This window comes from Streptomyces sp. NBC_00310 (assembly GCF_036208085.1).
In the GTDB taxonomy this organism is placed as follows: Bacteria; Actinomycetota; Actinomycetes; order Streptomycetales; family Streptomycetaceae; genus Streptomyces.
This window is the reverse complement of record NZ_CP130714.1, coordinates 8995050-9007097: the sequence shown is the minus strand read 5'-3', so window position 1 is coordinate 9007097 and position 12048 is coordinate 8995050. Positions and strand designations below refer to the sequence as shown.

The window sequence follows — 12048 nt, the reverse complement described above, 5'->3', positions numbered from 1 at the left end:
CCGGGTGAACTACACCTCCAGGTCCACCACGACCGGCGCATGATCCGACGCGCCCTTGCCCTTGCGCTCCTCCCGGTCCACGTACGAGTCGGTCACCGCCTTGGCGAACGGCTCGTTGCCGTAGACGAGGTCGATGCGCATGCCTCGGTTCTTCGGGAAGCAGAGCTGGCGGTAGTCCCAGTACGTGAACGGGTGCTCGTACTTGAGGGGGCGGGGGACGACGTCGGAGAGGCCGGCCTCGCGGAGGGAGGCGAGGGCGGCGCGCTCGGCGGGGGTGACATGGGTGAGGCCCTCGAAGGCGGCGACGTCGTGCACGTCGTCGTCCGTCGGCGCCACGTTGTAATCGCCCATGACGGCGAAGGGGCGACTGCCGGCCGCGTCGCCCGCGACGGCGGCCTTGAGGGCCTCGAACCACTGGAGCTTGTACGCGTAGTGCGGGTGGTCGACCTCGCGGCCGTTCGGCACGTACACCGACCAGACGCGGACCGGGCCGCAGGTCGCGGAGATCGCGCGGGGCTCCACGACGCCGTCGTAGCCGGGGTCGCCGGGCAGGCCCTTGACCACGTCCTCGATGCCGACGCGGGAGATCACCGCCACGCCGTTCCACCGGCCCGTCGCGTGCACGGCCGCCTCGTAGCCCGCCTCGCGCAGGGCGTCGGACGGGAAGCCGTCCTCGGCGATCTTGGCCTCCTGGAGGCAGAGCACGTCCGTGCCGCTGCTCTCCAGCCAGGCCAGGAGCCGCGGGAGGCGGGCGGTGATCGAGTTCACGTTCCAGGTCGCGATGCGCATGCCTCACAACCTACCGGGCGGGTCCGACAACGCCGGTCCCGCCCGGGGAGTGGCCGCTCTCAGACGTCCGCCGAGGTGCCGGGGGCCAGGCGCAGGTGCTCCGCCCCGCCCAGGGCACCGATCTGGCGGTCGTAGATGGGGCGGGCGAGGTCGGTGAGGAGCGCGTCGTGGATGTCGTACGCGCGCTGGGGCCCGACCTCCCGGACGTAGTCGATGACCTCGGAGATCTTGCTCCAGGGGGCCATGACGGGGAGCATCAGCGTCTCGACGGCGTGGTCGGGGACGGTGAGGGCGTCGCCGGGGTGGAAGACACGGCCGCCGTCGACGAGGTAGCCGACGTTGGTGATGCGCGGGATCTCCGGGTGGATGACGGCGTGGAGCTCGCCATGGACCTGGACGTCGAACCCGGCGGCGGTGAACGTGTCGCCGTGGCCGACGGTGTGGACCCGGCCCGGGAAGGCGGCGGAGATCTTCTCGGCGACCGAGCGCAGCGTCCAGATCTCGGCGGCCGGGTTGCCCTCCAGGGCCGTCCGCAGCCGTCCTTCGTCGAAGTGGTCGGGATGCTCGTGCGTCACCAGGACGGCGTCCGCGCCGGCCGCGGCGTCCTCCTCGCTGAACCCGCCCGGGTCGATGACGAGCGTGCGTCCGTCCTTCTCCAGACGGACGCAGGCGTGCGACTTCTTCGTGAGCTTCATGGGTCCATCCTGCCCCCGGCCACCGGTGCCCCGCCCCCTGGTGGCCGGGCCCCTGATAGCCGGGCCCGTCGCCCGGTCACTCCTCGGGCGTGGTCTCCTCGCGGATGACCTGCTGGGCCACCCGGAACGCGCTGTTCGCGGCCGGCACCCCGCAGTAGACGGCGGCCTGGAGGAGGACTTCCTTGATCTCGTTCGGGGTGAGGCCGTTGCGGAGGGCGGCGCGGGTGTGGAAGGCGAGTTCGTCCAGGTGTCCGCCGGCGACGAGGGCGGTCAGCGTGACGCAGCTGCGGGAGCGGCGGTCGAGGCCGGGCCGGTCCCAGATCTCGCCCCAGGCGTAGCGGGTGATGAACTCCTGGAAGTCGCCGGAGAACTCGTCCGCCGAGGCCAGCGCCCGGTCGACGTGCGCGTCGCCGAGCACCTCGCGGCGGACCTTGAGGCCGGTGTCGTACGGGTCCGGTCTCCCCAGCGCCTCGGGCTGGACGGCGGCCGGGGCGATCTCGGCGACCGGTCCGCTCTGCGGCGGGACGGCGGCGAGGGCCGGTTTGACCGGGGCCGCCGGGATGGCGACCTGGCCGGTGGTGGAGTCGTAGGCGGGCTGCCAGGCCGTGGAGAAGTGGCGGACGAGGAGGTCGGTGACCGCGGCGGGCTGCTCGACCGGCACGAGGTGCGAGGCGCCGGGGACGACGGCGAGCCGGGCGTCCGGGATGCCCGCGACGAGCGTGCGGGCCTCGGCGGGGCCGGTGACCTGGTCGTCGGAGCCGACGAGGACCAGTGTGGGGACACCGATGCGGCCGAGCTCGGCGCGGACGTCGAACGAGGCGAGCGCCTCGCAGGCGGCGATGTAGCAGCCGGGGTCGGTGGTGCGGACCATCTGCACGGCCCACTCGGTGATCGCGGGCTGCGCCGCCGCGAACCCGCCGGTGAACCAGCGGTCCGGGGACGTCCGGGCGATCGGGTCGAGACCGTTCGTCCGGACGATCACCCCGCGCTGACGGAACTCGTCGGCCGTGCCGAAGCGGGGCGAGGCGGCGATCAGCGCGAGGGAGGCGAGGCGTTCGGGGTGGCGCAGCGCGAGTTCGGCCCCGATGGCGCCGCCCAGCGCGCAGCCCGCGTAGCCGAAGCGCTGCACGCCGACGGCGTCGAGCGTGGCCAGCAGGCGGGCGGCCAACTCGGTGACCGAGCCGCCGGGGTACGCGGGCGCGCCGCCGTGGCCCGGCAGGTCGAAGCGGAAGATCCGCCACTGTTTGGTCAGTTCCGGGACCTGGCGGTCCCACATGTGCCAGGTCGTGCCGAGCGAGGGCCCGAGGATCAGGACCGGGGCGTCGTCCGGCCCGTCGAACCGGTACTGGAGGGCGGGGATCTGCGTCTCACTCACCGCTCCACGCTAACGTCCCATCCTTGGTGCTCGGTCCCAGGCCCCCGAATACGCCCGGACGACTCCCGAACATCAGCGGGCAACTCTCACACCGTCTTCACCGGAGCGCAGGTCACAGGCCGGGCATACCGCCTGCGCGGGACGACCGACGAGGACATCGAACAAATATCCCCGCGTGTCTCGCGTCTCGCGTCTCGTGTCTCGTGTCTCGCGTCTCGCGTCTCGCGTCTCGCGTCTCGCGTCTCGCGTCTCGCGTCTCGCGTCTCGCGTCTCGCGTCGGGGGGCGGGGTTCGGTGACGGGGGTCGCGTCGCTGTCTTCGGCTGGGGGAGGTGGCGGGGCGAGCGGTCGGGCGTCCGGGCCCGGGAGCCCGTGCTCGTCGCCGTCAGTCGTCCGTGGCTCCCAGGCCCGTCAGCGCGCCCACCGGGTCGAGGTCCGGTATGCCTCTCGGCCACCAGTCGTCGTGGCCCGGTTCGGACTCGTACGCGTACCAGAGGCCGTCGCGGCCGAGGCGGAGTTGGACGTGGCCGCGGGGGTGGGTGAGGTGGTTGCGCCAGGGGCGGAAGGCTGGGAGGTCGGCGGCGAGCAGCAGGGGGCGGGCGCGGTCGAAGCGGCCGGCCGGGGGGTCCCAGGGTTCCTCCAGGACGGCCAGGCCTTCGAGGCCGCCCTGCCGCCAGGCGGCCACCGCGCGCGCCAGGTCCGCCGGGGGGCGCCCGGTGGCTGCGGCCAGGGAGGAGTAGAGGGCGCGGGTCGTGGCGGTGAGACCGGAGCCGGGGCGGGCGGCGGCGAGCCGTACCGCGTCCTGCCACAGCGTCAGTTCGGCCACCGGGTCGTGTCCCGTGGTGAGCAGCGCGTGCGCGCGGGCCGCCGCGTCGGTGGCCAGCTGGTCCAACGCGAACGGGTCGGGGCCGCCCGGTGCGCCCGGGTACACCGGCGGCTGTTCCGGGTGCGGCGGCGGGGGCAGCGGGGCGGGCAACGGCGGGAGGCTGCGCGGGGCGAGGGCGTCGCGGGCCGGAACACCGGGCAGCGGCGCGGGTTCCTGCTCCTGCGCGGCCCGCGCCGCACGGGCCGCGTTCCGCCGCGACAACGCGTCGAGCACGTCCCGCTCGCCCCGGCCCCGCAGCAGCAACAGCACGAACGGGTCCTCGTCCAGCAGTCGCGCCGTCTGATAGCAGAGCGCGGCCGCGTGCTTGCACGGGTGCCCGAAGTCGGGGCAGCTGCAACGGGGTTCGAGCTCCCCGGGCCCCGGCAACAGCCGCACGCCCCGCCCGACTCCCACCCCGCGCCCGGAGCCGACGCCTGCTGCGGGGCCGGCGCCAGGACCCGCAGCGGGACCGGTTCCACGGCCTGCTGCGGCTCCGGCTCCGGCTTGCGGTCCCGGTCCGGCTTCGGTCCCCGGTCCTGCTTCGGTCCCCGGTCCGGCCTCGGTCCCCGGTCCGCCTTCTGAACCGGCTTCGGGCCCCGGCCCGGGTTCGAAACCAAGCCCGGGTTCGCTTCCAGCTCTACGTCCCCCTTCGGGGGCGGCTCCGGACCCAGCCCCAGCGAGAGTGTGCGGCAGTTCCTTGTCCAACAGCGCGGCGATGTGGCCCGGTTGCTCCGCCGCCGCGTCCAGGAAGCGGTCCCATTCGTCGTCGTCCAGAGTCCGCAGGCGGAGCTGCACCCGGTACGGCCGAGGCCTGCTGCCATGTACGTACGCCAGCACCAGGCCCGGTGTGACGGTGATCGCGTCCACGTGCCCCTTGTCGGCGTACGCCCGCCCACGCGCCAGCCGCGCCGCGTCCAACGCGCCCTCTTCCAGAGCCGCCACCCACGCGTTGCCCCACCAGCTCTCCGCGAACGCCTCCCCGGCCGAGGGGCGCGACGGGAACGGGCGGAAGGTACGCCGCAGTTCACCGTCCCGGGAGGGCGCGGCCATGGTGCGGGGGACGCGAGGGGTCGAGGGGGCGTCCGGCCACGGGGCGCCGGACCGGTCGCCGCGGGACCGGTCGGCGTCGGCGGGGTCGGCAGCGGGGCTGCCGTCGCTCAGGGACGCGAGGGCCTGCGAGGCTCGCCGACCGGCTCCGGATGACGGGGCGTTGGGTGAGTCGTGCCGTCCGGCACCCGGCCCGGGGACGGCCTCCGCGTCGGGTACGGCCGAGGAGGCTTCCCGCCGCGCGGAGGGACCGCCTGCGTCGGTGGACGGGTCGTGCGTGGTGCGGGCATCGACGACGGGGCCACGGGGCGCGCGGTCGCGGATCCCGGCCTCGCGCTGCGGCGGCGGCTCGCTGTCCTCGCCCGCCGCTGCCCCGCCGCCACCGCCCCGCTCGGTGTCCGCGCCCATGGTCGAGGTCTCGTCGGGTTCCGGCTCCTCGGAGGGCAACGTGAAGGCGTCGACGAGCAGTTCGCGTACGTCCCGGACCCGGCTTCCCGAAGCTCCGTCCCCGGGGGCACCCTCTGGGGCACGCTCTTCGGGGACACCTCCCAAGGCCCGGCCTCCCAGGGCGTCCCCCGAGGCCCGGCTTCCCGTTTCCCGGCTTCCCGTCGTCCGGTCGCCGCCGGCACCACCGGCACCACCGGCACCACCGGCACCACCGGCACCACCGGCACCACCGGCACCACCGAGGGTCCCTCGCGACTCCTGCGGCCGGTTGGGCGACGGCGGACCAGCTGACCGCCGCGAGACCCGGCCCCCCTTGCCGGGGGCCTCGGCACGAGTGCCCTCCGCCTCGGCACGGGCCCGCTCGGCCGCATCGCGTGCGGCGCGCAACGCCTCGCGCGCGATGTCGCCGGGGCGGGCGCCAGGGTTGGTGCTCTCCTCGGTGCGAGCACCCGCCCCGGTCTCCTCACGGGGCCGCGCACCGGGCTCGGTTCCGTCACCCGTCCGGGCACCTGCCGGGGGCTCCCCGCCAGGACGGGCGCCGAGCTCGTCCACCTCACCGGCCCGGCCGGCGGGCGCGAGCCCCGCACCGAGCGGGGCGCCTGTCGGCTCGGCAGAAGCGCGCTCCGCCGCCCACCCACCCGGAGCCCCGCCCGTCGCCGGCTCGGCAGCGCCCCGCTCCCCCGCCGCCTCCTCGAGTCCGGCCGCCCTGGACTCCGCGGCCCTCCGCAACGCCTCCCGCGCCACGTCACCCGGCCGGGCGGCGGCCTGCGCGGCTGTCCGAGCCCCGGACGCACCCTTCGGCCCCGCTCCACCGGCAGCCGCCGCGGAGCCCGAACCGCGTCGGTCACCGGTCTCGGCCTCGTGCCGGTCCCGTTCCCGCGCCGCGCGCAAGGCCCGGCGGGCCGCGTCGGCGGGCCGGGAGCCGACACCGGAATCCGGCCCGTCCGTGTCCCTGGGCTCCCTGGGCGCTGCCGCCTCCACCTCGCTGGACAGGGACACCCCGTCGGTCTCCTCCCGAAGACTCGCCTGCTCCTCGGCGTCCTCTCCCGCGGGCAGCCGAGCCCCGCCCGCGGTCTCTTCCCCGGCCCGCACGCCTTCCCCGGCGCGCCCCGCCGCGCCCTCCGGCGTCCCCTGTCCCCCGCTCACGCCGATCTCCGCAACGACACCAGGTCGGTCAGCTCCCGGTCCGTCAGTTCCGTGAGGGCCGCCTCGCCGGATCCGAGAACGGCGTCGGAGAGGGCCCGCTTGGCTTCCAGCATCTCGGCGATGCGGTCCTCGACGGTGCCCTCGGTGATGAGCCGGTGGACCTGGACGGGCTGGGTCTGGCCGATGCGGTAGGCACGGTCGGTGGCCTGTTCCTCGACGGCCGGGTTCCACCAGCGGTCGAAGTGGACGACATGTCCGGCGCGGGTGAGGTTCAGGCCGGTGCCGGCCGCCTTCAGGGACAGGACCAGGACCGGCGTCGCCCCGCTCTGGAAGCGGTCCACCATGTGTTCGCGGTCCGTGACCGGCGTGCCGCCGTGGAGCAGTTCGACCGGGACCGCGCGGGCGGCGAGGTGCGCGGTGATCAGGCGGGCCATGCCGACGTACTGGGTGAAGACCAGCGCCGAGCCGTCCTCGGACAGGAGCGTGTCCAACAGCTCGTCCAGCAGGGCCATTTTGCCGGAGCGGGCGGCGAACCGGTCCGCGGCGGCAGCGGCCTCCTCCTTCAGATACAGCGCCGGATGGTCGCAGATCTGCTTCAGGGCGCCGAGGAGCTTCAGGACCAGACCCCGGCGGGCGATGCCCTCCGCCGTCTCGATGGCCAGCAGCGACTCGCGCACGACAGCCTCGTACAGGGCGGCCTGTTCGCGGGTGAGGGGGACGGGGTGGTCGGTCTCGGTCTTGGGCGGGAGTTCGGGGACGATGCCCGGGTCGGACTTCTTGCGGCGGAGGAGGAAGGGGCGGACCAGGCGGGCGAGACGGGTCACCGCCTCCGCGTCCTCGCCGTTCTCCACGGCGCGGGCGTGACGGGCGCGGAAGGACTTCAGGGGGCCCAGCAGGCCCGGGGTCGTCCAGTCGAGCAGGGCCCAGAGTTCGGAGAGGTTGTTCTCGACGGGGGTGCCGGTCAGGGCGACACGGGCGGGGGTGGGGATCGTACGCAGGGCCTTCGCCGTCGCCGAGTAGGGGTTCTTCACGTGCTGGGCCTCGTCGGCGACGACCATGCCCCACTCCTGCTGGGCGAGGCGTGGGGCCGTCGAGCGCATCGTGCCGTAGGTGGTGAGGACGAAGCCGTCGGCGAGGTCGTCCAGGGTGCGGTCGGGGCCGTGGAAGCGGCGCACGGGCACACCGGGGGCGAAGCGGGCGATCTCGCGCTGCCAGTTGCCCAGCAGGGAGGCGGGGCAGACGACCAGGGTGGGTTCGGGGCGGGCCCGGCGCAGGTGCAGGGCGATGACCGTGATCGTCTTGCCGAGGCCCATGTCGTCGGCGAGACAGCCGCCGAGGCCGAGGGAGGTCATGAGGTCCAGCCAGGCCAGGCCCCGGAGTTGGTAGTCGCGGAGAGTGGCCGCGAGGCCCGGGGGCGGGTCGACCGGGCCGATGCCCGCCGTCAGACGGTCGCGGAGGGCCGCCAGCGCACCGGCCGGTACCGCTTCCACCGTCTCGCCGTCGACCTCGGCGGTGCCGGTGAGGGCCACGGACAGGGCGTCCACCGGGTCGAGCAGGCCCAGTTCGCGTTTGCGGGCCTTGCGGACGAGGGCCGGGTCGACGAGGACCCACTGGTCGCGGAGGCGGACGATCGGGCGGTGGGCCTCGGCGAGGGTGTCCATCTCGGTCTCGGTGAGCGGGTCGCCGCCGAGCGCCAACTGCCAGCGGAAGCGCAGCAGTTCCTCGCTCTCGAAGAAGCCGGTGCCGTCCGTGGCGGAGCCGGGCGCCGGGCGTACCTCGGCGCGGGCGCTCAGGTCGTGGGCCAGGTCCCGGGGCCAGTGGACCGCGACGCCTGCCGCGCCGAGCCGGGTGGCGGCGACGCCGAGCAGGTCGGACAGCTCGTCCTCGGAGAGCGCGAGGACATCGGGGACGTCCTGCTCGGACAGCCGGTCCAGGGGCGGCCAGACGCGGGCGGCTCGTCGTACGGCGAGGGCGGCGTCCACGCGCGCGCGTGGCCCGAACGCGTGGTCCGCGTCACCCGCCCACAGTGCCGCCGCGTCGACGACGAGGGTGGGGTCGGCGAGGCTGTGCACCTGGACGACGGCCGCGCCCGCCCGCAGGGCCCCCTCGCTGTCGTCGAAGAGGTCGTGTGCCGCGAGGTCGAGCCGCAGGGAGATACGGACGCCCGCGTCCATGCCGGCGGCCACCTCGGCCGCCCAGTCGCGCGCGTGCGGCAGCCGCTGTCCGGCGTGCGCCGCGAACGGTTTCCCGGAGACGTACGGCGCCGCCGGGCCGCGTGGCAGCGTGTCGGCGACCGCGTCCAGGAAGGACCGCATGAGCGGCTCCGGCTCGGGGAGCCGCAGTGGTCCCTTGCCGGGCAGCGGGACCGCGTGGCCCTCGTACGGCAGTGCCGCGGCGACGGCCCTGAGGTGCGCGATGTCGTCCGGGTCGAGCGGGCCCGCCCGCCACGCGTCGTACCCCTCGGGGGTCAGTCCGGGCAGCAGCCGTCCCCGGGCGATCAGGCGCAGCGCGTGCAGCGCGGCCGCGCCCCAGCAGGCCGTGGCGGGGTGGGCGGCGGGGTCGCGCCGGGCCCGGGCGAGCAGGGGGAGGGCTTCGGCGACCGGCAGGCACACGGCGGGGACGGTGCCCCTGCGGGCTCCTGAGCCGTGCTGTCGGACGACCGTGAGGTCCTCGGTGTCTCCCGGTGGCGGCTCCCCGCCCGCCGGGTCCCAGAAGGCGAACCGGCCGTGGCGGGGCAGCGGGGCCGGCAGGAAGACGGCGGCCAGCCGGACGGGGACGGCCGTCCGCGCGGGGACGGCCTCATCGGCCTCGGGAACAGCTCTGTCCCGCATACGTCCGGTCACCTCCCGCCCTTCGGTCGGAGGAGCCGTCCTGGGTCCGGCTCCGATCAGCTGTCTCCGACTCTACGGGCGGGGTCCGACAATCGGCCCCGGCGACCGGGCGCACGCCCGCCCGCCTCGGGGTCTTCCCTGGTCAGGGTACGGTTCGCGACACCACGTACACCATCGGATGGTCCGGGTTGGACCGGTTCACGACGATGTCGTGGGTGGGCGCGGGGTTCTTCTGGTCGTTGACGAGGCCGTACCAGGGGCCGGTGCCGGTGAAGTCCCAGCCGACGATCCGCCGGTCGCGGGAGTGGATCGCGATCTCGTCGTCGTCCAGGTCGCCCGTGCTGACGCCGATCTGGTTGAGGAAGCTCTCCAGGCCCTCGTTGCTCGTATAGAACTGCACGTAGAGACGGCTGGTCTTCCAGTTGTTCGTCTCGTAGTACGCGACATGCTTGGAGTACGGCGGGATCGGCACCTGGTAGAGGCGTTGCTGGACCCGGGAGGGCCAGTGGGCGGTGAGGCCGGTCGCCGAGTACTTCTTCTCCTTGTCCTTGCCGCTGTCGCGGCTCTGGTTGGCGGAGATCACCAGATAGCCGGCGGGTACGCCGATGAGCAGCACGATGATCGCCAGAGTGATCGCCCGGCGGCGGTTCCGGTGGCGGCGGTTCTCGGTGGGCCGCTCCGGCTCCTCCGGGGAGGAGCCCTGATGCGGCACCGAGGCGGTCACGCGGAGTCCTGGGTGGTGCGACGGGCCTCCACGTACCGCGCGTAACGCTCGTACCGCTCCACCCGGCGCCGGTTGGCACGGCGGAAGCGGCGGGCGACGAGTCTCGCGAGGTCGGCGGCGCCCACCATGCCGGCCTCGGGCCCGAGCTGGGCGCGCGCGATCCGGGCCTCGGGGCGGTAGCCGCGTCCGGTGAGGTGGCGGCGGAAGGCGTCCCGGGCCGGGCCGATCAGCAGGTCGTCGGCGGCCGAGACACCGCCGCCGATGACGAAGCAGGACGGGTCGAGGGCGGCGGCCAGGTTGGCGATGCCGACGCCGAGCCACTGGCCGATGTCCTGGAGCAGTTCGATGCACATCGCGTCGCCCTCGCGGGCCAGCTCGGTGATCATCGGCCCGGTGATGTCGGCGATGTTCCCCTTGACGTGCTCGATGATCCCGTACGCCACCGGGGAGTCGGCCGCCGCGAGTTCGCGGGCCTCCCTGACCAGGGCGTTTCCTGAGCTGTACTGCTCCCAGCAGCCGCGGTTGCCGCACGGGCAGCGGTGGCCGCCGGGCACGACCTGCATATGGCCGAACTCGCCCGCGACGCCGAACTTGCCGCGCTTGACCTGGCCGTCCTCCAGGATCGCGCCGCCGATGCCGGTGCCGAGCGTGATCATGACCAGGTGGTCCTCGTCGCGGCCTGCGCCGAAGCGCCACTCGGCCCAGGCGGCGGCGTTGGCGTCGTTGTCGACCAGGACCGGCACCGCGAGCCGGCCGGCGAGGCGGTCGCGCAGCGGCTCGTTGCGCCAGGACAGGTGGGGGGCGAACAGCACGCGGTTGCGGTCCGCGTCCACCCAGCCGGCGGCGCCGATGCCGACGGCGTGCACGTCGTGCCGGTCGGAGAGGTCCAGGACCAGTTCCGTGATGGTGTCCTCGACGACCTGGGGGCTCTTCGACTTGTCCGGTGTCTCCGTGCGGAGCTTCTCCAGGATGTTGCCGTCGGCGTCCACGACGCCCGCCATCACCTTCGTGCCGCCGATGTCGATACCGACGGTGGGGACGCGAGGGGCCGTCAGGTGGGAGCGGCGCTCGCGCGTTCCCACGGTCCGCAGGACGGTGGCCCGCGCGGAGCCGCGGTGGGTGAAGTCGCGGTAAGTGCTCATCGGACCGATTCTGCCTTAACGCTCCGCTGGGTGGGGCGTGGGGGCGTGGGGTGCGATCGGTTGTTTTTCGGGTGCGGGTCCGGTGGGGGCTGGTCGCGCGGTTCCCCGCACCCCTTGAAGGCGCAGGGGGCGCCCCTCGCTCACGACCTCACCAGGAGTTGGAAATCAAACGAATAGCGCGACGCTCGGTAGATGTGGGTGCCGTATTCGACCGCTCGTCCCGTGTCGTCGAAGGTCGTGCGCTGCATGGTGAGAAGGGGGGCGTTCGCGGGTTCGCCGAGGCGGTCGGCTTCCTCCGGCGTCGCCGACTTCGCGCCGATCGTCTGGCGGGCGCTGTGGAGGGTGATGCCCGCGGAGCGCATGAGGCGGTAGAGACCGGTGGCTTCCAGCTGGGGGGAGTCGAGGTCGAGGAGGTCGGTGGGAAGGTAGTTGCAGAGGTAGGCCATGGGCTCGCCGTGGGCCAGACGGAGTCGCTCGATGCGGTGGACTTCGCTGCCCTCCGCGACGGCGAGGGCTGCGGCGACCTCGGCGGAGGCGGTGACGGTGGCGTTGTGGAGGACGCGGGTGGCCGGGCGCTGGCCGGCGGCCTCCAGGTCGTCGTAGAGACTGCTGAGCTCCAGAGGCCGTTTGACCTGGCTGTGGACGACCTGGGTGCCCACGCCGCGGCGGCGTACGAGCAGGCCCTTGTCGACGAGTGACTGGATGGCCTGGCGGACGGTCGGGCGGGACAGGCCGAGGCGGGCGGCCAGTTCGATCTCGTTGCCCAGCAGACTGCCCGGGGTCAGCTCGCCGTGCTCGATCGCGGCCTCCAGCTGCTGGGACAGCTGGAAGTAGAGCGGGACCGGACTGCTGCGGTCGACGCTGAGCTGGAGCGACACGGTCGGAGCCACTTCTGGTTTCGGCACGGGCCGAGCGTAGCCCCGGTGCTGGGTGACGGGAAGTTGCGTAGTTCGGTTGTCCGGACAAACCATTGACACGGCGGCAGGTGC

At 74.2% G+C, this 12048-nt stretch carries 8 protein-coding genes; all 8 read right to left on the bottom strand.

The genetic code is table 11. From position 1 onward, the window contains the following. Nucleotides 1-9: 9 nt before the first annotated feature. The gene (locus OG202_RS39355; RefSeq protein WP_326575031.1) at nt 10-789 is read right to left on the bottom strand and encodes an exodeoxyribonuclease III; all 780 of its coding nucleotides are present in this window, start codon (nt 787-789) and stop codon (nt 10-12) included. Nucleotides 790-848: 59 nt separating this feature from the next. Continuing rightward, the gene (locus OG202_RS39350) at nt 849-1484 is read right to left on the bottom strand and encodes an MBL fold metallo-hydrolase (protein WP_326575033.1); all 636 of its coding nucleotides are present in this window, start codon (nt 1482-1484) and stop codon (nt 849-851) included. 76 nt (nt 1485-1560) lie between these two features. Beyond that, nucleotides 1561-2859 carry a bifunctional 3-oxoadipate enol-lactonase/4-carboxymuconolactone decarboxylase PcaDC gene (gene pcaDC, locus OG202_RS39345; RefSeq protein WP_326575034.1) on the bottom strand — a complete coding sequence of 433 codons (1299 nt, stop codon included), beginning with the start codon at nt 2857-2859 and terminating at the stop codon, nt 1561-1563. 383 nt (nt 2860-3242) lie between these two features. Continuing rightward, the gene (locus tag OG202_RS39340) at nt 3243-6362 is read right to left on the bottom strand and encodes an SWIM zinc finger family protein (protein WP_443052334.1); all 3120 of its coding nucleotides are present in this window, start codon (nt 6360-6362) and stop codon (nt 3243-3245) included. After that, a complete protein-coding gene (locus OG202_RS39335) occupies nt 6359-9193 on the bottom strand; it encodes a DEAD/DEAH box helicase (RefSeq protein WP_328224312.1) in 2835 nt (944 codons plus the stop codon). The genes OG202_RS39340 and OG202_RS39335 overlap by 4 nt, the downstream gene beginning before the upstream one ends. Before the next feature lie 142 nt (nt 9194-9335). Then, nucleotides 9336-9917 (bottom strand): sugar kinase, encoded by a 582-nt coding sequence (locus OG202_RS39330; RefSeq protein ID WP_326575039.1) that lies wholly within the window; start codon nt 9915-9917, stop codon nt 9336-9338. Continuing rightward, nucleotides 9914-11059, bottom strand: coding sequence for an ROK family glucokinase (locus tag OG202_RS39325; protein WP_326575041.1), 1146 nt, complete (start codon nt 11057-11059; stop codon nt 9914-9916). Before OG202_RS39325 ends, OG202_RS39330 begins: the two co-directional genes overlap by 4 nt. A gap of 140 nt (nt 11060-11199) precedes the next feature. After that, nucleotides 11200-11937: a GntR family transcriptional regulator gene (locus tag OG202_RS39320; protein ID WP_326585559.1), complete on the bottom strand. Its 738-nt coding sequence runs from the start codon at nt 11935-11937 to the stop codon at nt 11200-11202. Between the last annotated feature and the right edge of the window lie 111 nt (nt 11938-12048).